The following is a 23,881-nucleotide window of genomic DNA, read 5'->3' on the forward strand; positions in this document are numbered from 1 at the left end:
CTTACTTCTCCTTGGCGAGCGCCTGGTTCATCCCGTCGGCGAGCTCTGCAGCGATGTCCTCGACGGGCTGCGCGCCGGAGAACGCCTCAGGCAGCAGATCGCCTTCGAGCTTGTTCCACGCGCTGGTGTTCTTCGAGACCGGGTAGGCCACCGCGTAGTCGGTTGCGGCATCCAGGAAGATCTGGAGGTTGTACTCGGGCGCGGAGTCGACGAACGCCTGCTGCGTGCCGGTGAAAGCCGGGTTCGCGACACCGAGTTCCGCCTGGGTCACTGCGGCCTCCTCCGATCCGAGATAGGCCAGGAACGCCTGCGCAGCGGGGTCGCCCGCGGCCTTCGCGCTCATCACGTTGCCGATGCCGTGGATCACGGTGGTGCGCTCGCCCGACGGGGCGAGGGGGAGTTCGACGACCGTGACGTCATCGGCGACGGGAGAGTCGAGCAGACCCGAGACCTGCCAGTTGCCGCTCCAGAGCATCGCGGCCTGCCCGTTCAGGAAGCGCTGGAGACCGGAGGTGTCCGCGTTCTGCGCAGGGGTCGGCATCGAGCCGTCAGCGATGAGGTCTGTCCAGAACTGGATGCCTTCGATCGATGCAGGGTCGTCGTAGCCGGATTCGCCGTCCTCATTGAGGATGCTGCCGCCGTTGCTGAGGATCGACGGGTAGACCATGGCCTGGTTGTCGTAATTGTCGCCCGATCCGAAGATGCCTTCGTCGCCGAGCTTGTCTGTGATCTCCTTCGCGATGGAGCGGTAGTCGTCCCAGGTCCAGTCGGCGGTGGGTGCGTCCACTCCGGCACGTTCGAAGATCGCCTTGTTGTAGAAGACGGCGATCGTGTCGAAGTCCTTCGGGATGCCGTACTGGGTGTCGTCGAGCGTGTAGATGTCGTTCATCGCATCGGGATAGTTCGCCGTGTCGACGAGCCCCGCCTCTTCCAGCGGCGAGAGCGGGGCGAGCAGGTCGTTCGAAGCGAACAGCTGGAAGTTCGGCCCGTTCATCCACATCACATCGGGCAGCGTGCCCGAAGACCCCTGGGTCTGCAGCTTGGTGAAGTACTGCGCGTAGGCGGTGAGTTCGATCGAGACGTCCACGTTCGGATAGGTCTCGTTGAAGTCGGCGATGAGCTGCTCCATCGCCGGCTGCTGGTTCACGTCCCAGATCGCGTAAGAGATCTCACCTGTGACGTCGGCCGGGTCGATGGAGGTGTCGACCTCGGCCCCTTCGGTCGAGGCCGCGGAGGAGCAGCCGGTCAGGACGAGAGCGACGGCCGCTATGCCGACGCCGGTTCGGAGATACCGCATGGGTGACTCGCTTTCAATGGGGCGGGTGATCGACGATCCGCGAGGACCGTGCGTCACTGCCGCGTCTGGTGGTTGTCGAAGTAGTGCTGCAGGGCCTGTGGCAGAGGAGCGATGGCTTGTGGCCGCGACCCCGCCCGCAACGACTCGGCGGCGGTGATGCCGGTCGCGACGGCTTGTCTGGCTGCAATCGGAGACGTCTCGGTCGCCCCGCCGTCCCGCACGAATCGAAGGAACTCGGCCATGGTGAGCTGATCGGCGTCGCCGTGCCCGTCCTCGTCGCCGACGATCGGATACTCGAGGTCGCCGCGCTCCTGGTAGTCGTGCCGCCTGTTCCACACCCGCACCACTCCCCCGGCTGCGTCGCCGAAGTTCTCGGCGCGGCCTCTGGTGCCGATGACGGTGTAGTTGCGCCAGTAGTCGGGCGTGAAATGGCACTGCTGGTACGAGGCGAGCACACCGTTGTCGAGGCGCATCTGGATCATCGAGATGTCCTCGACATCGATGATCGGGTTGAGGTCCGTCTGTTCCTCGGGGGGCCAGTTGTCGTAGCTGAACCAGTCGCCCATGAGGCGGTCGGAGTTGTCACGGCGGGAGGCGACATCTCCGTACATCATCAGATCGCCCATCGCCGTGACCTGCTCGGTGTAGCCGCCGGCCAGCCAGTGGATGACGTCGATGTCATGCGCGCCCTTCTGCAGGAGAAGACTGCCGACGCGTGATCGCTCGGCGTGCCAGTCCTTGAAGTAGTAGTCGCCGCCGTTGCCGACGAAGTGCCGGCACCAGATCGCACGCACCTCCCCGATCGTGCCGCTGCTGATGATGTCGCGGAGTGTGCGCACGACGTTCATGTGACGCATGTTGTGGCCGATGTAGAGCTTGCTGCCCGACTCGTGAGCAGCCACGAGGATGCGGTCGCTGTCGGCGACCGTGATCGCGAGCGGCTTCTCCAGGTACACAGCGATCCCCGCACGCAGCAGGAATTCGGCGACATCGGCATGGGCGTCATCCGGCGTCGTCACGACAGCGGCATCGAGGGAGAGACCCGCGAAGTCCCGATAGTCGGTGACGAAGACCGTCTCGTCGCCGAACAGCTCACGAGCGCGTTCGGCCGCTGCGGGACGAACGTCCGACGCTGCGACGAGCACCGCATCCGTCGGCGCGGCGGACACCCACCGTCCGATCGACGCCCTGGAGCCCACTCCGACTATCCCGACTCGCAGAGTCATGCGATCTCCGTCGTCTCGCGATCGAGCACGAAGGTCGGCACGGTGACATCGGCGATGCCGAACAGCGATTCGGACCCGAACTGGAAGGCCAGCGCGAGGGCACCCGATGCCGTGCCGGTGGAACCGAGCGGAGAGGCCGTCACCTCCGGCTTGTTCGCGAGCACGATCAGCCGGTGCATCTCCTCGCGCAGCATGTCGACGAACAGGTCTCCGGCGCGGGACAGCCCACCCCCGACGACGATGCGGGCCGGGTCGACGACAAGGCTGACGGTGGTGAGCAAGGGCGCGATCTCCTGGATGAACGCCGTCACCTCGTCCAGTGCGGTCGCGTCACCTGTCGCGGCGCTGGCGAACACCTGCTCGGCGGTCTGGCCGCTGCGCCACGTGAGCTGGCCCTTGACCGATGTCTTCGTCCAGTGCATGCCGCGAAGGCTGCTGACCTCGCCGGCGCTGCGGTGCGCGCCCTGGAAGATCTGCCCGTCGAAGGTCTGCGAGAGAGAGATCCGATTGCCGATCTGGATGAAGAGGATGTTGTCGACGTCCTGAGCTGCGCCCATGTGGTGCTCGGCGTACGCGGCGAGCTTGATGTCGTTCTCGAGCACGGCGGCGCAGTCGAAGCCGGCCGCGATGTGCTCGGCGATCGAGACGCCGTTCCACTCCGGGACGGCGAAGCTGTCGATCAGGCGCCCTGATTCGCCGACGATGCCCGACACCGCGATGCAGGCCGCCTGCAGGTTCGCCGCAGGGACGCCGCTGCGCTCGAGCGCCTCGGCCGTCACGGCGCTCACGATGTCCAGTCGCTCATCGGAGGCGGGGGCGCCCGCGATGACCTTGGTCGCACGGGCGATGATGTGTCCGCGGAGGTCGGCGATCAGGACGCGAACGTTCCGTGGTCCTGCATCGATTCCGGCGACCAGAGCACTGGTCGCTTCCAGAGCGTAGCGGCGGGCGGGCCGTCCCCCGCTGCTGGCGGCCTCGGCTGCTTCGACCTCGGTGACGAGGCCTCGCAGCTCGAACCCTGAGATGACCGACTCGATCGTCGGCCGCGACAGTCCGGTGCGCGCCGCGATGTCACTGATCGACAGCGGCTGATCCACGGCGCGGAAGACGTCGATGCATGCGAGCGCATTCGCGTGGCGGATGTTCGCCGGCCCGAGTGTGTTCATCTGCATCCTGCCTTCATGTGACTGCGCGAGTAACGCTACCAGGTTATATAACCAGCTTATTAAACCTGAATGACGCGCGTGTTACAAGTGCGATGGCGCAGCAGATCGGCCCGCATCGCAAGGCTGCCGAGGGGGGAGACGCCGGAGTTCGGGCGCCTGGGCGCGGCGTCAGGCCGCAGGAGCGGCCGTCGTCGTTCCCGCGCGGAAGCGGCACGTGAGATGCAGGGATGCCGCCGGTTCGCCGCGCAGCATCCGAGCGACCTGCTCCCCCGCGGCCCTGCCCTTCTCCACCGCAGGCTGCACCATGGTGGTGAGCATGTGCGGACCGATGCCGTCGACTCTGATCCCGTCGAACCCCGCGACGCTCAGATCATCCGGCACCCGAAGCCCGAGATCCTCGGCCGCGCGGATCACGCCGGCCGCGAGAAGGTCGCTCTGGGCGAGAATCGCGGTGGGCCGCGCCGCCGGATCGCTGAGCAGCGCACGACCTGCCATCACGCCGTCGTCGATCGAGCTGCTGCCCGCCGACACCGCGAGCAGTCCGGGGTAGACATCGCGCGCACCGGCCAATCGCTCCAGCGTGACGTCGATCGTGGCGCGCCCCAGTCGCTCCTCCGTGACGCGACCACGCACGCGATCGCTGTCGAGCGGCAGCGTCACCGTGGCGACCCGCTCGTGCCCGAGTTCCTTGACGTGTCTGGCGACCTCGGCGGCCGCCTCACGATTGTCGAGAGTGATCTGGGGGATCCCCTCCCCCGCGTCGCCTTCGATCACGACGACGGGAAGCCCTCTGCCACGCACGATCTCCAATGAGGCACGGGCTCGCCCTGAGCATCCGATGAGCACGACGGCATCGACCGGCGCCGTCGTCAGTGCGGAGACCTCACCCTCTCCCGGTTCATCACGCAGCAGCAGCACTCCCGCGCCGAGTGAGGCGAGACCGTCCGTGAGCCCGTCCATCATCGGGATCGTCACTGGGTCGAGGAACGCTGCGCGGAGGTGACCTTCGAGAACGACCGCGACGATGCCGCTGCGTCCACGCCGGAGCGATGCCGCACGAGGGTCCGGGCCGGCGTACTCGAGCTCGGCGGCTGCGGCGAGCACGCGGTCGCGTGTGGCGTCGGAAACCTTCGTCCTGCCGCTGAACACGACGGATGCGGTGGAGGTCGACACGCCCGCGGCTCGAGCGACATCCGCGAGCGTCGCACGCCGGTGGGCAGGAGACGAGGTCATTCTCCGAGGATAACCCGACCATTTCCGCAAATCGAATCGATTCGATACGCTCTGTGCATGGACTACGCCCTCACCCGCTCGCAGTACGTGCGCTGGCGCAACGCGATCTTCGCGATCTTCCTCGCCAGCGGCGTCTCCATCGCGACCTGGGCGTCACGTGTGCCCGACATCAAGATCGCTCTCGGCATCGACAACGCGCAGATCGGACTGCTGCTTCTCGGCATGGGTATCGCATCGATACTCGGCATCTCGACGAGCCCCGCGGTCATGGCCCGCACCGGCGCACGCCGAGGGATGCTGTCGCTGATGATCATGCTCTCGATCGGGCTCGCACTGGTCGGCGTCGGCACGACCGTGCTCGCGTCGTTCCCCGTCGTGATCATCGGCCTCGCGCTGTTCGGATACGGCAACGGCTGCCTCGACGTGATGATGAACGTCGAGGCCACCGCCATCGAGCAGGAGGCCGGCAAGACGATCCTGCCGCTGTTCCATGCGTTCTTCAGCTTCGGCACCGTGATCGGTGCAGGCCTCGGCTGGGCGGCGACCAACTGGCTCGTCGCCGTCGCACCGCACGCGATCCTCGTCGCCGTGCTCATCCTCATCAGCGCGTTCGTCTGCATCGCGAACGTGCCGAACCGCGATGCGGTGCTCGACCCATCAGCGCCGGGCGAGAAGCCGCACTGGCGCGAGCGCATGCACGTCGCGATGTCGGCGTGGCGCGAACCGCGCACCTACGCACTCGGCGTCGTGATGCTCGGCATGGCCTTCGCAGAGGGCGGTGCCAACGACTGGCTGGCACTCGGCACGAGCGAGGACCACGGTGGTGGCGCCGCCATGGGCGCGGCGGCACTGACCGTGTTCTCGGTGGCGATGACGACAGTGCGGATCTTCGGCGGTCCGCTCGTCGACAAGTTCGGGCGCGTGCTGGTGCTGCGCATCCTCGCGGTGGCGGCGACCGGCGGCATCCTTCTGTTCATCCTCGCCCCATCGCTCCTCCTCGTGTTCGTCGGCGCCGCACTGTGGGGTGTCGGCGCCTCACTCGGATTCCCGCTCGGCATGTCGGCGGCGGCGGATGACCCGGCGAAGGCCGCGGCACGAGTGAGCGCGGCGGCCACCATCGGCTACGTCGCGTTCCTCGGCGGCCCGCCGATCCTGGGGCTGATCAGCGAGCACATCGGCCTGCTGAACACCCTGTTCATTCTCGTCGCGCTCGTCGCGGCATCCGGTCTGGCCTCGGGTGCCGCACGGCCGATGACGGATGCCGAGAAGACGCAGGACACGAGCGCGAACTAGAGTCGGCTCTGGCGCTCAGCGCTCCCAGGGTCTGGCGATGGCCGCTGCGTGCGATCTTCGTTGTGGGGATGCTCGACTCCATCGGCGGTTAGGCTCGTCTGGTGCGTCTCGTCATCGCCCGCTGCGCCGTGGACTACACCGGCCGGCTCAATGCCCACCTTCCCCTCGCCACGCGACTGCTCGTCCACAAGGGCGACGGCAGTCTGCTCGTGCACTCCGACGGCGGCAGTTACAAGCCGCTGAACTGGATGAGCCCGCCCTGCACCCTCGTGACCGAAGAGCCGGGTGAAGAAGAGGCCAGCGCCGGCGTCATCGACGTGTGGCGCGTCACGCACAAGAAGACCGGCGACGCGCTGCGGGTACAGATCTATGAGGTGCTGCACGACTCCGCGCACGAGCTCGGAATCGACCCCGGTCTGCAGAAGGACGGCGTCGAGGCCGATCTTCAGCGCCTGCTCGCCGAGCAGGTCGAGCGCATCAGCGAAGGGGCGACCCTGGTACGACGGGAGTACCCGACGGCCATCGGCCCCGTCGATCTCATGGTGCGGGATGCTGCGGGCGCGGCCATCGCTGTGGAGATCAAGCGTCGCGGTGACATCGACGGCGTCGAGCAGCTCACCAGGTACCTCGAGCTCCTCGGGCGCGATCCGCATCTCGCCCCGGTGCAGGGCGTGTTCGCCGCCCAGGAGATCAAGCCCCAGGCCCGCGTGCTGGCCGAAGACCGCGGCATCCGCTGCCTCGTGCTCGACTACGACGACATGAAGGGCATCGAGTCCGGAGTGCCGCGTCTGTTCTGACGCACGGGCGTCGCGGCGACTGCCCATAGGCTTGAAGAATGCCTCACTCCCCCTTCTCCTGCGTGCTCTGGGATGTCGACGGCACCATCGCCGATGCGACCCCTGGCATCTTCCCCCGACTGATGGAAGTGCTCGCATCCTTCGGCCAGCCCGCTCCTGACCCGGCATCGCTGCCGCGCTGGGTCGGCCCGCCGATGTACGAGTCGTTCCAGAGCCTGGCGGGTCTCAGCGCCACCCAGGCCGAGGATGCTCTCTTCCGCTATCGCACTCTCGCCGCTCGCGACGGCTATGCAGCATCCGTCGACATCTATCCCGGGGTCCCCGACGTCATCCGTGCTGTCGCCGCCGCCGGCATTCCTCAGGCGACCGCGAGCACGAAGCCCGAGAACCAGGTGACCTCGATCCTCGAGCACAACGACCTGCTCGATCTCTTCACCGCGATCTCCGGTGCGCGCAGCGGCACCGTCGGGCGCAGCGACAGCAAGTCCGACGTGGTCGGCTGGGCTATGGAACGACTGCGGGCAGCAGGCGTCGACACGTCGAAGCCGGTGCTCGTGGGCGATCGCCACCACGACGTGGAAGGCGCCGCGGAGCACGGCATCCCCGTGATCTTCACGGAATGGGGATTCGGCGATCCGTCAGAGGGTGACGATGCCGCCTATCGCGCCGCGGATGCCGAAGAGCTGAAGACTCTGCTGCTGCCCTAGAAAGCACAACACTCCCCGCCGGAACACGCTGTTGACGTGCGCCGGAGCGGGGAGTGCGGTGTCATCGCCTCAGATGGGGCGGATGTTCTCGGCCTGCAGGCCCTTGGGGCCCTGTGCAACCTCGAACTCGACGCGCTGGTTCTCGTCGAGTGAGCGGTAGCCGCTTGCTTCAATGGCGGAGTAGTGCGCGAAGACGTCAGCGCCGCCGTCATCGGGGGAGATGAAGCCGAAGCCCTTCTCCGAGTTGAACCACTTGACCGTGCCTTGGGTACTCATGTACTGCCGTTCTGCTGGAATGTCGTCGACGCAGGGTGCCCCGACGATGCCCACAATATCCGTGCTGCCCACCAGAGGAACAGCCCGAAGCAGAAGGTAATCCAAATGTTGCACGAGCGTCACGCGAGCGGCTCGACCGGCGAAGACCGGGAGAAAGAGTGCGGCCCTCACCGCGGGGGGAGCGGTGAGGGCCAAAGACGACCGGAGGGTGCGTCACAAAACACCCTAACCCCAAACTCGTGATCTTGTCCCCCATTTGGGGGACAAATCTCGAAAAACGTGGGAAGATGAGCCGATAGCGGCCCCCTCGAGTAGGCCATTGGGGACTGACCTACTCGAGAGGACCCAATCGCATGCGCGGATCGTCAGGCTCTGGGGAAGCCGGAACCGTCATCTGGGGGAGACGGTGACGATCAAACCCCGTGCGCATGCACCTTCACATTAGGCGAGATGAGCGACCTCGTCCAGGAGGATCCGGGACACCAGGTCAATGAAGGTTGGGGAACTGATCCCGCGTGGATCGCAGGCTTCGGGAAGAGATGGGATGCACAGCACGGAGTACATCTCCGGCATCTCATCCCTCCCGAAACCGCGGGACAGCAGCCGTGAGACGACTCGGTCGTGCACGCCGTGCGCTCACCCCTAACCGTCGTCGCTGCGCTCGTCAACCCCGTCGCTGAATCTCCTCGCCGGTGTGAGAGTCGATCACACGGATCACCTGATCCCCGACGAAAGGAATGGATCAATGGGTATTGGAGACAAGGCGAAGCACGCCGCAGAAGACGCTGCCGGTCACGTCAAGGAAGGCGTCGGCAAGGCCACCGATAACGAGAAGCTGGAAGCCGAGGGCAAGACCGACCAGGCGAAGGCCGACCTGAAGCAGGCCGGCGACAAGGCAAAAGACGCCTTCGAGCACTGAGACGGACCTTTCCTTCGTGCATCCGGAACCATCGCCATGACGCGTTTCGGGATCGAAGAGGAATTCGTCCTCCTCGACGAGGAGACGCTCGTGCCCGTGCCGCTGGGCAGCGACGCAATCGACGCGCTGACCGGTGGCACGGGCACGTTTCCGCCCGGAAGCACTGGCACGCTGAAGACGGAGTTCCTGACCTCTCAGGTCGAGTTCGCCACGTCGGCGGTGCATACGCTCGCCGAGGCCGAGCAGCAGTTGCGACCCTGCAGGTCAGCTCTGTCCGAATTCGCACGGCGACGCGGCGCCGTGGCAGTCGGGATGGGCACCCCGTACGGCATCGGGCCGGCGAGCTCCGTGACCCACTCCGACCGCTACGGAGAGATCGCGCGATGGCTCGGCTTCATCAGCGACACTCATCACGTCAACGGCGTCCATGTGCACGTCGAGATCCCTGATGTCGACGAGCGGATTCGCGCCTTGAATGCGGCGCGCGCCTGGCTCCCGGTGCTCCTCGCCCTCTCCGCCAACTCGCCCTTCGCTGATGGCCGCGACACAGGCCATGCCAGTTGGCGGAGCATCATGATGCGGCGCCTTCCTCTGTTCGGCTCGCCGCCGCATTTCCTCGATGCGGATCACTATCACGCGACTGTGGATCGACTCATCGACGCACACGTCATCCCGGATGTGGCATCGGTCGCGTGGGTGGCTCGCATATCCGCCCGCTATCCCACCGTGGAGCTGCGAGTGTTCGACGCTCAGCTCTCGACGGATGACACCCTGCTGCTCGCCGCAGTCTGCAGAGCGCTGCTGGTCACGCCGGCGCGTGATCAGCGCGTCCATGACTCGGACGTCATTCAGACCTCTCTGTGGTCGGCGGCGCGATGGGGGATGGACGCGACGCTCGTGCACCCCGTCTCCGGCGATCCGATCGCAGCCAGATCGGCGACACGGCTGCTGCTGCAGACCATCGCACCGGCGCTCGAGGAGAACGGCGACCTGACGTTCGTGCAGGAGCAGTTCGCACGCATCCTCCGTGAGGGCAACGGTGCGCAGCGCCAACGTGCCGCGCACCATCACGCCGGCATCGCCGGACTCCGCGCGCTCGTCAGCGCCCCGCAGCCGGCGCCCGCGTGAGATCGGCAGGTGTGCGCCGCGGCCACCAGATGCGATGACCGAGCACCCCGAACAACGCGGGCACGATCACGGTGCGAACGATCAGCGTGTCGACGATCACGCCGACTCCGACGATCAGACCCAACTGACCCAAGGTGACCAGCGGCAGCACGCCGAGCGCAGCGAAGACCGCCGCAAGCACGATCCCCGCGCTCGTGATGACAGCACCCGTGTGCGAGACCGCGCGCACCATGCCCTCTCGGGTGCCGTGGTGTTCGGCCTCCGCACCGGCGCGATGCACGAGGAATATCGTGTAGTCGATGCCCAGCGCGACCAGGAACAGGAACGCCAGCAGCGGCACCTGCAGGTCGAGTGCGTGCTGATCGAACAGCATCCGGCTCAACCATGAGCCTGCGCCGATCGCCGCCGCGGCACTCGCGAGGTTGACCAGCAGCAGCACGACCGGCGCCACGACCGATCGCAGCAGCACGAGAAGCACCACAAGGCTCACGGCGAGGACGAGCGGGGCGATGACAAGCAGATCCTGCTGGTTTCCTGCCCTGGCGTCCAGATCCGTCGCGACCGCACCGCCGACGAGCGCGTCCGCTCCCGGCACGTCGTGAACGCTGTCACGGAGTTCGGCGACGAGAGCGAGACTCTCGGGCGTCCCCGGTGCGAATTCACCGGTCACCATGACCTTCGTGAGCGCACCGTCAGCCGTCTCGCCGATCGCGTGCGCTCGCACCACGCCTTCGAGGTCGTCGATGCTCTCGAGCACGTCGTCGGTCTCCGTCGAGTTGGCGACGATCAGGATCGGCTGCGACTCACCCGGTGGGAAGTGCGCACCGAGCACCTCCAGACCTGCCGCTGATTCGGACTGCACGCGGAACTTCTCGACCTGACTCAGTCCGACGGTCGTTCCCGCCAGACCGGCGAACAACACCGCCAGCACGAGCGCACCGGCACCGAGACTCACCCAGGGGCGGCGCATCACCGCGGTGGCGATGCTCTTCCACACCCTGCCGTGCTCGGCGTTCGCACCGGGCTTCGGCACGAACGGCCAGAACACCTTGCGTCCGCACACCGCCAGCAGGGGAGGAAGAGCGAAGAGCACTGCGGCGAGTGCGACCAGCAGGCCGACGGCCGAGGTGACACCGAGACCACGGGTGCCAGGGATGACGGCGAGCGCCAGCGTGAGCAGTGCGAGAACGACCGTGATGTTCGAGGCGACGATCGCGGGCACGGTCTTGCGCCAGGCCGTGCTGAGTGCTGCGCGATGATCCTGGTCGACCAGCAGCTCTTCGCGGTAGCGCGAGATGAGCAGAAGGGCGTAGTTGGTGCCAGCGCCGAAGACGAGGACGCTGATGATCCCTGAGTCGAACTGCAGGTCGAGCAGGCTTCCGACGGCGCCGGTGACCTTTCCGGCGAGCTGGTCGGCGAAGGCGACGACCACGAGGGGGAGCAGCCACAGGATCGGGGAGCGGTAGGTGACGATCAACAGCACGGCCACGATGATGATCGTGACCAGCAGCAGCGTGAAGTCAGCGCCATCGAAGGCGCTCGTGACATCTGCGCCGAAGGCCGGACCCCCGGTGACCTGCAGGTCGAGCCATGCGGGGGTGTTGCCGGCCACCTGCACACGCAGGTTCTCGATGACGTCCGCCGTCTCGGCGTTGTCGGCACCGACCGTGATCGGGGCGATGATCACGGCTGCGGCGCCGTCGTCGCTCACGCTCGGCCCCGAGGAATCCAGCCCGGTGTGCGCATCCAGCACGGGCACGATGGCCTCCAAGGCGGCGAGATCCGCGGGGGAGAGGTCGGCGGCATCCACCCGCGAGGCGACCACCAGGACCGCCTGCTCATCCGCATTCGGGAACTCCTGCAGAAGCGCGCTCACCCGCGACGACTCCGAGTCCGCCGGCGCCGTCTCGTTCGCGGTGGGGCCGTCGATCCCGGTGAACAGGCCGAACAGCGCCACGAAGGCAAGGAGCACGATACCGAGGGACATCCACGCGCCCCGCCGGGAGGTGAGCCGGTCGGGAAGGCGCGAGCGAGAAGCTGTCATGCCTCAAGCCCATCAGCGGCGTCGGATCGCGACATCGCTCGAAAGGTTGATCATGCGAGCTGGACGCGGCACCCGTCAGGGCGCCGCGTCCAGCTCGACTACCGCCCGCTCAGCTCACTGCGTGGACGACGCTGCCGACGAAGACGGAGAGGATCGTCGTCCATCCGATGATCGCGACGGCCTGCCAGATCAGGACGCGCGCCTTGCTGACGCCGGATGCCGCGAGCATCGTCGCGGTGAACTGCGTCGGGAGCAGGAGCGGGCCGAGCAGGCTGACACCGGGGACGCCGTAACGGTCGAGCGCCCGGCGGAACTTCGCCTTACGAGCAGCACTGCGGCCGCTGTCCTCGTCGGCTTCGGCCTCGACGACCACCGCGCTGCCGGAGACCCCGCCCGCTGCGGCCAGACGTGCCTTGCGCTCCTGATTGCGGTTGACCACGGCATTACGGGCACCGGAGCTGAGCAGCACGAGCACCAGCACGCAGAGGAAGTTGCCCGTCATGCCCGCGATCGCGGCGATCACCGGGGGGATGCCGCCGATGATGCCGATGCTGGCGGCTCCCTCGCCCTCGATGAAGGGCACGGCGCCGGCAAGAGCCACGATGAGCGGTTGGACGATCTCTGGCACCTGCGCGACCAGATCCTGGAAGGTCTCGATGAGGTTCATGGGATGTTCCTGTCCTTGCGACTGCCCGGGCATCTCCCCGGCGATGACTCCAGTCCATCGGATTCATCCGGTACGCAGAAGTGTCGCGCTGTCACCGGTTCTCGGGGGGTTCGCACGTCATACGGGTGACATGTGTCATGGCCGTAATGTGGACGATATGAGCAGTTCGTCCGCCCCCGTCTCCGACGGTTCCCCGACGGCGGCGCAGCGCAGCTCCGTGCGCCTCGCCCGGGGCGTGACGGCGACCTGGTACTACACGATCCTGGCGCTGCTGATCTTCGAGCTCGGCATCGTGCTCACAACCACATTGGCCGTGTGGGCGTCCGTCGAGCGCCCGCCCGCGGCATCCGTCGCCGTGACCGTCGGCGGGCTGCTCTGGGTGGGGTCGACCGTCGCGCTGATGGTCGATTATCGGCACCGCACGGATGCCGCACCGCTGGTGCGGTGGCGCCGCCAGCTGCTGCCGTTGCTGATCACGCTCGCCTACGCCATCACGGCCGGCACTGTCTCGGGGATGTGGATCGTCGGCGCACTTCCGCTGTTGCAGTCGCTCATGCTCCTCAATTGGCAGTCGGGCGTGCGCCTGCGTGTGATGATCGCGGCCACCGTCGTGCTCATCGGGCTCGCCGTGATCGACATCAGGACGGCACCGGCCGACACGTCGACGAGCTTCGGTCCACTCGTCTCGTTCTCCGTGATTCTGCCGGCCATGACCGTCACATCGCTGTGGTGGTGGGATGTGCTCGTGCGGCTCGACCGCGCCCGAGCCTCGGAGAGCCGCCTCGCCGCGACGCAGGAGCGACTGCGGGTCGCGACCGACGTGCACGATCTGCAGGGCCACCACCTGCAGGTCATCGCCCTTCAGCTCGAGCTCGCCGAACGCCTCATGACCAAGGATCCGGATGCTGCGCTCGAACAGCTTCGCGCAGCGAGAGGAAGCGTGGCCGAAGCGCAGCAGGGTACGCGCGACCTCGCGATGCGGTTCCGCTCGGCGCCGCTGAGCGATGAGATCGCCAATGCGGTGGATCTGCTGCGGGCGGCCGGAACGTCGGCGGAGGCGAGTCTCGATGCCGGAGCGGATCACGCCCCGGCATCCGTTCTCGGCCCCGTCATCCGCGAGACCACGACGAACGTCTTGCGTCACGGCGGCGGCAAGTGGGCACGGCTGTCATTGACGCGTTCGGGGCAATGGTGGCGATACGAGATCGTGAACGACGCGTCAGCTGACCGGGCGCCGGCGAAAGACGGCTCAGGACTCGAAGGCGTCGCCCGTCGCGCTGCGGAGGCAGGCGGAGCCGTGGAACTGCGGCGGGGGAAGCAGGAGTTCGCGGTCGTGGTGACCGTGCCGAACACTGTGAGCGCACAAGTGGAAGGAACACGATGATCCGAGTGCTGCTCGCAGATGACGAAGCGATGATCCGGTCGGCGCTGGCCGCCCTGCTGCGACTGGAAGAGGACATCGACGTCGTGGCGGAGTGCGCCGACGGAGAGGAGGCTCTCGCGGAGGCCATCCGGCTGACGCCTGACATCTGTCTGCTCGATCTCGAGATGCCTGGACTCGACGGGGTCGAGGTCGCCGAACGACTGCGGCGCGTCACGTCGATACGCTGCGTCGTCGTGACGCGGCATGCACGGCCCGGAGTGCTGCGGCGAGCGCTGGCATCCGGAGTCGCCGGTTTCCTGCCCAAATCACGCGGTGCGAACGAGGTCGCCGAGGTCATCAGACGCGTCGCGGCCGGTGCGCGCTACGTCGATCCGGAGATCGCAGCCGATGCACTGAGCGACGAGCGCAGCCCGCTCACCGATCGAGAACTCGACGTGCTCCGGGCGGGACGACGCGGTGAGACGACCGGGCAGATCGCACGGGCGCTCGCACTGGCGCCAGGGACGGTCCGCAACCACGTCTCGACCGTGCTCGGCAAACTCCACGTCACCACGCGCCAACAGGCAGTCCTGCTGGCCGAAGAACGTGGCTGGATCTGATGCGAAAGGCGCTGCCGTGAAGACGATCGGGGTACTCGGCGGAATGAGCTGGGAATCATCGCTGCAGTGGTACCGCCTGGCCAACGAGCGCGTCAGGGATCGTCTGGGCGGGCACCATTCTGCACGCATCCTGCTGGATTCGCTCGACTTCGCGGAGATCGAGGCGATGCAGGCGCGACATGACTGGGATGCCGCCGGAAACCTGCTGGCCGGTCGCGCGCTCGCGCTCGAGAGTGCCGGAGCGGAGTTGCTGGTGCTGTGCACCAACACGATGCATCTGGTGGCAGAACAGATACAGGATGCCGTCAGCATCCCCTTCCTGCACATCGTCGACGTCACCGCCGAGGCGATCCGTGCGTCGGGGATGCAGACGGTCGGACTGCTGGGTACGGCCTTCACCATGGAGCGGCCGTTCTACGCCGATCGACTCGGTGCTCACGGCATCCGCACGATCGTGCCCGACGCAGAAGGACGGCGGGTGGTGCACGACGTGATCTACGACGAACTCGTGCACGGCGTCGTCCGCGAGGAATCCCGGCGGCGCTACCAGCGGGTCATGGAGGATCTCGTCGACCGCGGTGCAGAGGGCATCATTCTGGGCTGCACGGAGATCGAGCTGCTCATCAGTGCGAGCGATGCCACCGTGCCGGTCTATCCCACGACCTCGCTCCACGTCGACGCCGCGCTCGCTGCCGCGCTGGAGAACTGACGACCGTGTTCGGACTCTCTGGACTCTTCGGGTCGATGTGGCGCCCGATGCGCCACCGTCGGCGCGGTGTCGTCGAGTTGAAATGGCTCACCGCCAGGTCGTACACGACGAAGTGGTACCCGCAGGGCATCGACTTCGGCACGTGGCAGGGGCGGCGCACGCTCGCGGTGAGCTGGTTCCGCAAGGAGAAGAGCGGTGAGCATCTCGCGTCGCGCGTGACGTTCATCGACCTGGAGCGCTCACGGCACCTCGATGTCGCCCTCACGATCGAGGGCGATGACGGCGAACTCGTCCCCGCCCAGATCCATGCCGGCGGACTCGCCTGGTTCGGCGACCGCCTCTTCGTCGCCGCGACAGGACAGGGGATCTGGGAGTTCGATCTCAGCGACTCTCGCCGGTTGCGCGGAGCTGCAGCACGACGCGTGCTCGGATCACGACGACGCATCTTCGGTGCGGTGGCATTGGCCGCGGTACGCACGCGCGTGCATCCTGTGCCGTTGCGATGCTCATTCCTGGGCCGCGTGTTCGACGCCGAGGGCACGTCTCTGCCTCGCGTGCTCATCGGCGAGTACCGCACCGACGCGCTCGGGCGCATCGGCGAGTTCACGATCCCGCCCGATGCCGACGGCCGCTTCGAGCGCGTCGACGAGAACTCTCCGCAGATCGCCCGCATGCAGGGTGTCGTGCAGTGGGGTACCCGACGTTTCATCTCTCAATCACGCGGCCTGCAGCCGGGCGCATTGTGGGACGGGGAGGGAGCCCGGCTGCAGCGCAGTCACGTGCCGCTGCCGATCGGCTGCGAGGACCTCGCGCTGGACCCGGAAGAGCGGATGCTGTGGTCGCTGGGTGAGCATCCATGGCGCCGAGTTGTGCGCGGCATCCCGTTCGCGCGGCTGGGGCTGTGAACAAAAAGAACAGGCCCTCACCGGCAATGAATACCTGGTGAGGACCTGTTCTCGCTCGCTGTGCGCGAGGGGGGACTTGAACCCCCACGCCCGTAAGGACACTGGCACCTGAAGCCAGCGCGTCTACCATTCCGCCACTCGCGCGAGCGTCTCGTTCCGAAGAACTCAACTTCACGAGGATATCACGCACTTTCTCGTGCAACGAACCCGCGCCAGCCGTTGCATCCACGCTGCAGATCAACGAAAGAAGGTCCTGTTTCGAGCCGAGGTCACCCCGCAAGACCCCTCAGGAGGCGCATATACAGTTCACCTGGCTACGATGTTGCTACCGCCGCCATGCCAGAGGAGCCCAGTGGGACTACTTGACAGCTTTGAGAAGGGTCTTGAGCGCGCCGTGAACGGCGCGTTCGCCAAGACCTTCCGCAGCGGCATCCAGCCGGTGGAGATCGCCTCGGCGCTCCGCCGCGAGGCCGACATCAAGGCCGCGGTCGTCAGCCGCGACCGCATCATCACCCCGAACAGCTACGTCGTGCGTCTCAGCGCCGACGACCTCGAGCGGATGCAGGGACTCGGCAGCGCGCTCACGGACGAGCTGCACGCGCTGATGAACACGCACGCCAAGGCACAGGGCTACAGTTTCTCCGGCCCGGTCTCGATCGCCCTCGAATCGGACGAGAGGGTCGCCACCGGTACAGTGCGCGTGAACTCCGGCACCGTCGAGGGGCGCGTCAGCTGGCAGGCTGTCGTCGACGTCGACGGACATCGTCACACGATCACCAGGGCGCGCAGCGTCGTCGGACGAGGCAGCGATGCCGACATCACGATCGCGGATGCCGGTTCGAGCCGCAAGCACGTCGAGATCCTCTGGGACGGCGAGCGGGCCATGATGCGCGACCTCGGCTCCACGAATGGCACGAAGGTCAACGGACAGAAAGTGCGCGAAGCGCCGCTGCCCTCCGACACCACCATCACGATCGGTCGCACCGACCTGGTCTTCCGCGTCGTCCCTGTGTCGGCCGACCGCCCGTCGGGAGCGAGCCGATGAGTGAACTGGTCCTCCTGCTGCTGCGCATCGGCTTCCTCGTGCTGCTGTGGTTCTTCGTGTTCGGCGTCGTGTACTCGCTGCGTGCAGACCTCTTCGGCGTGAAGGTGCGAAAGCTCCCCGCCGAAGCCGCCGGCGGGGCACCTGCAGCCGCCCCGGCCGCGAAGCCGAAGGCCGCTCCATCACCCCGCGCCGGAGGCGCCGCCCGCGTCAGCAGCGTCACCAAGCTCGTCATCACCTCCGGCCCCAAGGCAGGACTCGAGCTTCCCCTGGGCACTGAGCCGATGACGATCGGCCGCTCCAGCGAGTCGGGCCTCGTCATCCGCGACGACTACACCTCGAGCCACCACGCCCGCCTGCTGCTGCGCGGAGACACCTGGGCGATCCAGGACCTCGACTCCACCAACGGCACCTTCCTCGGCGCGAAGCGCATCTCGGGAGCGCCCGTCCCGATCAACATCGGCGACGCCGTCAAGGTCGGCGCCACGACCTTCGAGCTGCGAGCCTGACGCCGGCATGGTCTTCGAAGGATCGAGCGCGGCGATCTCCCATACCGGGAAGGTGCGCTCCAACAACCAGGACTCCGGGTATTCCGGCGCCAACCTGTTCGCCGTCGCCGACGGCATGGGCGGTCACGCCGGCGGCGATGTCGCCTCCAGCATCGCGATCCAGCGGCTCGAACCACTGGATCAGTCCTTCCCCGACGTCGACGAAGCACAGGCTTCGCTGCAGGCAGCCGTCACCACGGCTGCGGGTGATCTCATCCGCGCCGCCAAGGAACGTCCGGAACTCGCAGGCCTCGGCACAACGGTCAGCGCGATCATCATGGTCGACGATCACGCCGTCATCGGCCACATCGGCGATTCGCGCATCTACCTGTACCGCGACGACGAGCTGACCCAGATCACCGCCGACCACACGTTCGTGCAGCGACTGGTCGACTCCGGCCGCATCACCCCCGAGGAGGCGCGCTACCACCCCCGCCGCTCGGTGCTGATGCGTGTGCTGAGCGACATGGACCACGACCCCGAGCTGGACATGTTCGTCATGCCCACTCTCCCTGGCGACCGCTGGCTGCTCTGCTCCGACGGTCTCTCCGGCGTCGTCGACGAGCCGCACATCCTCAGGGCGATGCGGCTGGGGCTCCCGCCGGGACGCACCGCAGACAATCTGCTCAAGCAGGCTCTCGACGGCGGCGCACCAGACAACGTCACGGTCGTGCTCGTCGAGGTCGGCGGCGTGCACCCGATCTCGTCCGGGACGGCGACGATCGTCGGCGCAGCATCCACCCCGTCCGGCGTGCTGATCCCCGCCGTCCGCCCCGCGCGCACGAACTGGCTGCACCCGGTGCGCCAGGCGGCGAACGAACCCTCGCACTTCGAACCTGCCGCCGACTACCTCGAAGAACTCATCGAGGAGGATCGCCGACGCGCCAAGCGCCGACGGATCGGCTGGATCTCCGCGCTGCTCGTCGTGCTGCTCGCCCTCACCGGTGCGGGGATCCTCGCGTACAACTGGACGCAGACCCGCTACTTCATCGGCGCCGACGACGACAGCGTCGTGATCTTCCAGGGTGTGCAGCAGAGCATCGGCCCGATCTCGTTGTCCACCGAGATCGACGACACCGGCATCCTGCTGGCCGATCTGCCGCCGTATCAGCGTGCCTCCGTCGAGCGGACGATCAACGCGCGCTCGCTGGCCGACGCCATGGCGATCGTCGATCGTCTGCGCGCCGGATCCGAGGCGGTCACAGGTGAGACGCCCGCACCGACTCCGCCGCCCACCCAGACCCCGACGCCGATTCCTGCGCCCACCGAGGGAACCGACGGAGGGGGTGCAGGATGATGAGCACCGACGTCACCGCCGACACGGCGGTCATCAAGGCATTGAAGCGGATGCGGTTGCCGCAGACGCAGCGAAATCGGGAGTTCTGGCTTCTGCTGTTCGCATGCGCGATCAGCGGTGCAGCCCTGTGCCTCGTACAGCTCGGGGCGCTCGGGCTGATCGACCCCTTCATCCTGTTCATCGGCGGCGGGCTCGCCGTTCTCGCGTTCGCCCTGCACTTCGTGCTGCGCGTGGTGGCCTCGGACGCCGACCCGTTCGTCCTGCCCATCGCGACTCTGCTCACCGGCCTCGGCATCGCGATGATCTACCGGATCGACATCGCGCTGCACAACACCGGGTGGGCGGCATACTCGACCAAGCAGCTGGCGTGGACGGGCATCTCACTCGCCGGCGCCATCGCGGTCGTCATCCTCCTGCACAACTACCGCATCCTGTTCCGGTACACGTATCTGTTCGGTCTCGCCGGAATCGTGCTGCTGCTGCTGCCGTTCATCCCCGGCCTCGGAGCCTCCGGCTCCAACGCAGATGTCTGGGTCACCATCGGCGGGATCTTCGCGTTCCAGCCGGGTGAGCTGGCCAAGATCTGCCTGGCGATCTTCTTCGCCGGCTACCTGGTGCGCACCCGCGAGAGCCTCACTTCGGTGGGCAAGGTCTTCCTCGGCATCACGTGGCCTCGCATGCGCGAGCTGGGTCCGGTCATCGTGGTGTGGCTTATCTCGCTCGGCATCATCGTGGTGCAGCGCGACCTCGGCACCGGAATGCTCATCTTCGGCATGTTCATCGCGATGCTCTACGTCGCCACCGGCAAGACGAGCTGGGTGCTCATCGGCCTGGCGATGGTCGCGGCGGGAGTCGCCGTCGCCACTCAGATCCTCAGCTACGTGCAGGGGCGCTTCACCAACTGGCTCGATGCGTTCAACCCCGAAGTCATCGAGGCCCAGGGCGGCAGCTATCAGCTCGTGCAGGGCATCTTCGGACTCGCCCACGGCGGCCTGATCGGCACCGGCCTCGGTCAGGGACGCCCGACCGTGACGCCGCTCGCGCACAGCGACTACATCATTCCGAGCCTCGGTGAAGAGCTCGGGCTCATCGGGCTGTTCGCGATCCTCGCCCTGTACATGGTGTTCGTGAGCCGCGGCGTGCGCATCGGCATCGCCGGGCAGGACGACTTCGGCAAGCTGCTCGCGACGGGGCTGTCGTTCACGATCGCACTGCAGGTGTTCATCATGGTCGGCGGTGTGACGCGAGTCATCCCCCTGACCGGTCTCACCACGCCGTTCCTGGCCGCCGGCGGGTCGTCGCTGGTCGCGAACTGGCTCATCGTGGCGCTGCTGCTGCGAATCTCCGACGGCGTGCGCCGTCAGCCCAGGGTGGTGATCGGATGACAAAAGAACTCCGCAGACTCACGATCGTGATGCTGTTCATGTTCCTGTCGCTGTTCGTCGCCACGAGCTGGATCCAGGTCGTGGCCGCCGATGGCCTCGGACAGGCCGAGCGCAACACGCGATCCTTGCTCGACAGCTATGAGATCCAACGCGGCTCGATCATCGCCGACGGCGTGCAGATCGCGTACTCCGTCGCCAGTGAGGACGAGTTCCGCTACCAGCGCGTGTACGCCGACTCTCCGATGTGGTCGAGCGTCACAGGATTCTTCAATCCCGCGCTGCAGTCGTCGACCGGCATCGAGCACGCACTGAACGGCGATCTCTCGGGTACCGGTGCGAGTGCGTTCCTCTCCGAGATCGAGCGGATCGTCTCGGGTCAGCCGCAGTCCGGGTTCAGCGTCGAGCTGACTCTGGATGCCGCGGCTCAGCGGGCCGCTTATGAGGCGATGGGGGATCTGCAGGGCGCGGTGGTCGCCATAGAACCGACGACGGGCCGGATCCTCGCGATGGTCTCCACGCCCGGTTACGACGCCAACGCGATCGCCGTGCACAGCGGCGCGCAGGCCGAGTCCGCGTACGACGCACTCGACGCTCTGAAACCCAACCCCCTGCAGAACCGCGCCATCGGAGGCAACCTCAACCCCCCCGGCTCGACATTCAAGATCCTCGTCGCCGCTGCCGCCTATGCGACAGGGGAGTGGTCGCCTGATTCGAAGCTTCCGAACCCTGCTCGTTACACGCTTCCGGGTTCCTCCTCCCAGGTCTCGAACGCCACTGGCGGCACGTGCGGTCCTGGCGCGACCGTGACGATCGCCGACGCTGTGCGCCTCAGCTGCAACATCCCGATGGCGGAACTCGCGGTCGAGCTCGGCGACGCGACGATCCTCGAGATGTCCGAGAAGTTCGGGTTCAACCAGAGTTTCTCGACGCCGCTGGAGTCGACGCCCTCCCGTTACCCGCGCGGCCTCGACGACGCACAGACGGCGCTCACCGGATTCGGTCAGGGTCAGGTGACCGCGACGCCGCTGCAGATGGCGATGGTCTCTGCAGGGCTCGCGAACGACGGCGTCGTGATGAACCCCCGACTCGTGGATGCCGTGATCGGAAACGACCTCTCAGTGGTCCGCCAGTACGAGAACAGCGAGTTCGGTCGCGCCACGGAACCGGATGTTGCAGACGCCGTGACCGACGCCATGACGGCGAGCGTCTCAAACGGTGCGGCGACGGGTGCAAGAATAGACGGCATCGACGTTGCCGGTAAGACGGGGACGGCCGAGAACGATGGCGACGAGCCGTACACGTTGTGGTTCACCGGTTTTGCACCGGCGGACAATCCACAGGTAGCTGTGGCGGTCGTCGTCGAAGACGGCGGCGGAATGGGACAGTCGGGATCCGGTGACACGCTTGCCGCCCCGATCGCGAAGAAGGTCATTGAGGCGGTGCTTAACGGATGAGGCCGACGCAGGGTGTGTCGTTCGGTGGTCGATACGAGCTTCAGTCGCGAATTGCGATCGGTGGCATGGGCGAGGTCTGGGAAGCCACAGACCACGTCATCGGACGGACTGTCGCCATCAAGATCCTCAAGGACGAGTACATGGGGGATCCGGGCTTCCTCGAGCGCTTCCGCGCCGAGGCCCGTCACGCCGCACTCGTCAACCACGAGGGCATCGCCAGCGTCTTCGACTACGGCGAGGAGAACGGCAGCGCGTTCCTCGTCATGGAGCTCGTACCGGGTGAAGCGCTCTCCACGATGCTCGAGCGCGACGGCGCGCTGAGCGCGGACAAGACGCTCGACATCGTCGCGCAGACGGCATCCGCTCTTCAGGCCGCGCACGCCGCCGGTCTCGTGCACCGCGACATCAAGCCGGGAAACCTGCTGATCACCCCGGATGGCCGGGTCAAGATCACTGACTTCGGCATCGCACGCATCGCCGATCAGGTACCGCTGACCGCGACCGGTCAGGTCATGGGCACGGTGCAGTACCTGTCACCGGAGCAGGCCTCAGGGCATCCGGCGTCGCCTGCGACCGACACGTACTCGCTGGGAATCGTCGCCTACGAATCGCTCGCCGGCAAGCGCCCGTTCACGGGTGAATCGCAGGTCGCGATCGCGATGGCGCAGATCAACGAGCAGCCGCCACCGCTGCCGCCGACCGTGCCGATCCCGGTGCAGAACCTCGTGATGGCGATGATCGCGAAGAAGCCGGCCGACCGGCCTTCGTCCTCTGCGACGGTCGCTCGTGCTGCTCAGGCGCTGCGCCGCGGCGACCTGAACTCGGCAGCGATCGCCGTACCGGCCATCGCCACCGGCGGTGTCGCGGGCGATGACGCCACCCGCCTCCTGACCGCCAGCGGTGACGACGGCACCACGCGCATCCTGCCGACCACCGCTCAGCTGCCCGCCGACGGCGCCGACACGGACGCCGACGGAAAGAAGAAGAAGAAGCGCAGCCCGTGGACGTGGCCGCTGATCGCGCTCATCGCGCTCATCGCCATCGTGCTGGCCGGGACGGTGTTCGCGCTGTTGAACCAGGGCGATCCGGATCCCGATCCCACGACCTCCAGTTCGGCGCCGACCACGCCGACGCCCGAGCCCACGACGCCGACCCCAGAGCCCCCTCCCGAGCCGGACCGCGTGGATGTGGCATCACTGAACCTGGTCGGGCTGGACTGCGCCGCAGCGACCACGACACTGACGGACAACGGCTTCACGGACATCACCTGCCCCACCGGCGATGCCGCGCCTTCGGACGATCAGGTCGGCAAGGTCTACAAGGTCGAGCCGCTCGGAAACGTGGCGGTCGATCAGACGATCACCCTGACCACGTACGGCGAGCGCGCGGCCCTTCCCGCGCCGACCGTGGCTCCCACGATGACCGGCGAGCCGGTCGCCGACGGAACCGTGACGCTCTCGTGGGGCACGGACTTCGTCTGCCCGAGTGGCACGAACCTCACCCGGTACACGGTGCAGCTCACCAACGGCACCTTCGTCGCGGGGGGTCCGAACTTCCCGCCGACGCAGCGCAGTGCCGATGTCAAGGTCGCCAACGCCGAAGGTCAGCAGCTGATCGCGACGTATACGGCGACGTGCGCCAGTGGCGACGAACGCGTCACGCCGGCATCGCCGCCGCTGTCCGAGACGATCCAGCCGGCATCCATCCTGCCCGGTGATGGGGGCGACGACGTCGAAGGCTGAGAGTCATCTCAGGGGAGCTGAGGGTAACCTTAGGAAGTCCATGCCGTTGTTGTAAGAGGGGGA

Annotated in this window: 22 protein-coding genes and 1 tRNA gene; 15 read left to right on the top strand and 8 right to left on the bottom strand. The window is 66.9% G+C overall.

All coding sequences use genetic code 11. From position 1 onward, the window contains the following. Position 1 precedes the first annotated feature (1 nt). The 4 genes from ACP7AR_RS13030 to ACP7AR_RS13045 form a co-directional block, all read right to left on the bottom strand. Positions 2-1,297 carry an ABC transporter substrate-binding protein gene (locus ACP7AR_RS13030; RefSeq protein WP_426186430.1) on the bottom strand — a complete coding sequence of 432 codons (1,296 nt, stop codon included), beginning with the start codon at positions 1,295-1,297 and terminating at the stop codon, positions 2-4. A 53-nt stretch (positions 1,298-1,350) separates the two neighbouring features. Beyond that, positions 1,351-2,523: a Gfo/Idh/MocA family protein gene (locus ACP7AR_RS13035; RefSeq protein ID WP_426186433.1), complete on the bottom strand. Its 1,173-nt coding sequence runs from the start codon at positions 2,521-2,523 to the stop codon at positions 1,351-1,353. Further along, positions 2,520-3,689, bottom strand: a complete 1,170-nt coding sequence (locus ACP7AR_RS13040; protein ID WP_426186436.1) for an ROK family protein — start codon at positions 3,687-3,689, stop codon at positions 2,520-2,522. Before ACP7AR_RS13040 ends, ACP7AR_RS13035 begins: the two co-directional genes overlap by 4 nt. A 168-nt stretch (positions 3,690-3,857) precedes the next feature. Next, on the bottom strand, positions 3,858-4,922 hold the full coding sequence (locus ACP7AR_RS13045; RefSeq protein WP_426186439.1) for a LacI family DNA-binding transcriptional regulator: 1,065 nt from the start codon (positions 4,920-4,922) through the stop codon (positions 3,858-3,860). Positions 4,923-4,979: 57 nt separating this feature from the next. Here ACP7AR_RS13045 and ACP7AR_RS13050 point away from each other — a divergent pair, with 57 nt between their 5' ends. The 3 genes from ACP7AR_RS13050 to ACP7AR_RS13060 all read left to right on the top strand — a co-directional run bounded on the left by ACP7AR_RS13050 (position 4,980) and on the right by ACP7AR_RS13060 (position 7,719). Continuing rightward, positions 4,980-6,215 (top strand): MFS transporter, encoded by a 1,236-nt coding sequence (locus tag ACP7AR_RS13050; RefSeq protein WP_426186442.1) that lies wholly within the window; start codon positions 4,980-4,982, stop codon positions 6,213-6,215. A gap of 101 nt (positions 6,216-6,316) precedes the next feature. Continuing rightward, complete coding sequence (gene nucS, locus ACP7AR_RS13055; protein ID WP_426186445.1) at positions 6,317-7,012, top strand: endonuclease NucS; 696 nt, start codon at positions 6,317-6,319, stop codon at positions 7,010-7,012. A 38-nt stretch (positions 7,013-7,050) separates the two neighbouring features. Next, the gene (locus ACP7AR_RS13060; protein WP_426186448.1) at positions 7,051-7,719 is read left to right on the top strand and encodes an HAD hydrolase-like protein; all 669 of its coding nucleotides are present in this window, start codon (positions 7,051-7,053) and stop codon (positions 7,717-7,719) included. 69 nt (positions 7,720-7,788) lie between these two features. On the opposite strand, the gene ACP7AR_RS13065 is transcribed toward ACP7AR_RS13060, so the two are convergent. Beyond that, positions 7,789-7,995 (bottom strand): cold-shock protein, encoded by a 207-nt coding sequence (locus tag ACP7AR_RS13065; RefSeq protein WP_033105552.1) that lies wholly within the window; start codon positions 7,993-7,995, stop codon positions 7,789-7,791. A gap of 745 nt (positions 7,996-8,740) precedes the next feature. On the opposite strand from ACP7AR_RS13065, the gene ACP7AR_RS13070 reads away from it, so the two are divergent. Together ACP7AR_RS13070 and ACP7AR_RS13075 are read left to right on the top strand one after the other, a co-directional pair. Continuing rightward, positions 8,741-8,914: a CsbD family protein gene (locus tag ACP7AR_RS13070; RefSeq protein WP_426186452.1), complete on the top strand. Its 174-nt coding sequence runs from the start codon at positions 8,741-8,743 to the stop codon at positions 8,912-8,914. A 36-nt stretch (positions 8,915-8,950) separates the two neighbouring features. Next, positions 8,951-10,042 carry a carboxylate-amine ligase gene (locus ACP7AR_RS13075; RefSeq protein ID WP_426186455.1) on the top strand — a complete coding sequence of 364 codons (1,092 nt, stop codon included), beginning with the start codon at positions 8,951-8,953 and terminating at the stop codon, positions 10,040-10,042. On the opposite strand, the gene ACP7AR_RS13080 is transcribed toward ACP7AR_RS13075, so the two are convergent. Both ACP7AR_RS13080 and ACP7AR_RS13085 read right to left on the bottom strand, forming a co-directional pair. Next, a complete protein-coding gene (locus ACP7AR_RS13080; protein WP_426186458.1) occupies positions 10,014-12,086 on the bottom strand; it encodes an MMPL family transporter in 2,073 nt (690 codons plus the stop codon). The two genes, ACP7AR_RS13075 and ACP7AR_RS13080, sit on opposite strands and share 29 nt — an antisense overlap. A gap of 109 nt (positions 12,087-12,195) precedes the next feature. Continuing rightward, entirely contained in the window at positions 12,196-12,753 is a 558-nt protein-coding gene (locus tag ACP7AR_RS13085; RefSeq protein ID WP_426186461.1) for a small multidrug efflux protein, read from the bottom strand. 157 nt (positions 12,754-12,910) lie between these two features. Between ACP7AR_RS13085 and ACP7AR_RS13090 the strand changes: the two genes are divergently transcribed. Genes ACP7AR_RS13090 through ACP7AR_RS13105 form a run of 4 tightly spaced genes read left to right on the top strand, consistent with a single transcriptional unit; the run spans position 12,911 to position 16,350 of the window. Continuing rightward, positions 12,911-14,137 (top strand): sensor histidine kinase, encoded by a 1,227-nt coding sequence (locus tag ACP7AR_RS13090; protein WP_426186464.1) that lies wholly within the window; start codon positions 12,911-12,913, stop codon positions 14,135-14,137. Continuing rightward, the gene (locus ACP7AR_RS13095; RefSeq protein ID WP_426186467.1) at positions 14,134-14,736 is read left to right on the top strand and encodes a response regulator; all 603 of its coding nucleotides are present in this window, start codon (positions 14,134-14,136) and stop codon (positions 14,734-14,736) included. The genes ACP7AR_RS13090 and ACP7AR_RS13095 overlap by 4 nt, the downstream gene beginning before the upstream one ends. A 16-nt stretch (positions 14,737-14,752) precedes the next feature. Further along, positions 14,753-15,445 (top strand): aspartate/glutamate racemase family protein, encoded by a 693-nt coding sequence (locus tag ACP7AR_RS13100; protein ID WP_426186470.1) that lies wholly within the window; start codon positions 14,753-14,755, stop codon positions 15,443-15,445. 5 nt (positions 15,446-15,450) lie between these two features. Beyond that, positions 15,451-16,350: a hypothetical protein gene (locus ACP7AR_RS13105; protein WP_426186473.1), complete on the top strand. Its 900-nt coding sequence runs from the start codon at positions 15,451-15,453 to the stop codon at positions 16,348-16,350. A gap of 61 nt (positions 16,351-16,411) precedes the next feature. On the opposite strand, the gene ACP7AR_RS13110 is transcribed toward ACP7AR_RS13105, so the two are convergent. Then, a tRNA-Leu gene (locus tag ACP7AR_RS13110) sits at positions 16,412-16,494 on the bottom strand. A gap of 208 nt (positions 16,495-16,702) precedes the next feature. Between ACP7AR_RS13110 and ACP7AR_RS13115 the strand changes: the two genes are divergently transcribed. Genes ACP7AR_RS13115 through ACP7AR_RS13140 form a run of 6 tightly spaced genes read left to right on the top strand, consistent with a single transcriptional unit; the run spans position 16,703 to position 23,818 of the window. Next, positions 16,703-17,395, top strand: coding sequence for an FhaA domain-containing protein (locus tag ACP7AR_RS13115; RefSeq protein WP_426186476.1), 693 nt, complete (start codon positions 16,703-16,705; stop codon positions 17,393-17,395). Then, positions 17,392-17,901 (top strand): FHA domain-containing protein FhaB/FipA, encoded by a 510-nt coding sequence (locus ACP7AR_RS13120; protein ID WP_426186479.1) that lies wholly within the window; start codon positions 17,392-17,394, stop codon positions 17,899-17,901. The genes ACP7AR_RS13115 and ACP7AR_RS13120 overlap by 4 nt, the downstream gene beginning before the upstream one ends. A gap of 7 nt (positions 17,902-17,908) precedes the next feature. Continuing rightward, the gene (locus ACP7AR_RS13125) at positions 17,909-19,237 is read left to right on the top strand and encodes a PP2C family protein-serine/threonine phosphatase (RefSeq protein ID WP_426186482.1); all 1,329 of its coding nucleotides are present in this window, start codon (positions 17,909-17,911) and stop codon (positions 19,235-19,237) included. Next, on the top strand, positions 19,237-20,622 hold the full coding sequence (locus ACP7AR_RS13130) for an FtsW/RodA/SpoVE family cell cycle protein (RefSeq protein WP_426187749.1): 1,386 nt from the start codon (positions 19,237-19,239) through the stop codon (positions 20,620-20,622). Before ACP7AR_RS13125 ends, ACP7AR_RS13130 begins: the two co-directional genes overlap by 1 nt. Further along, positions 20,619-22,076, top strand: coding sequence for a peptidoglycan D,D-transpeptidase FtsI family protein (locus ACP7AR_RS13135; protein WP_426186485.1), 1,458 nt, complete (start codon positions 20,619-20,621; stop codon positions 22,074-22,076). The genes ACP7AR_RS13130 and ACP7AR_RS13135 overlap by 4 nt, the downstream gene beginning before the upstream one ends. Next, positions 22,073-23,818: a serine/threonine protein kinase gene (locus ACP7AR_RS13140; RefSeq protein ID WP_426186488.1), complete on the top strand. Its 1,746-nt coding sequence runs from the start codon at positions 22,073-22,075 to the stop codon at positions 23,816-23,818. The genes ACP7AR_RS13135 and ACP7AR_RS13140 overlap by 4 nt, the downstream gene beginning before the upstream one ends. Positions 23,819-23,881 lie beyond the last annotated feature (63 nt).

The organism is Microbacterium sp. TWP3-1-2b2 (assembly GCF_049896145.1).
In the GTDB taxonomy this organism is placed as follows: Bacteria; Actinomycetota; Actinomycetes; order Actinomycetales; family Microbacteriaceae; genus Microbacterium.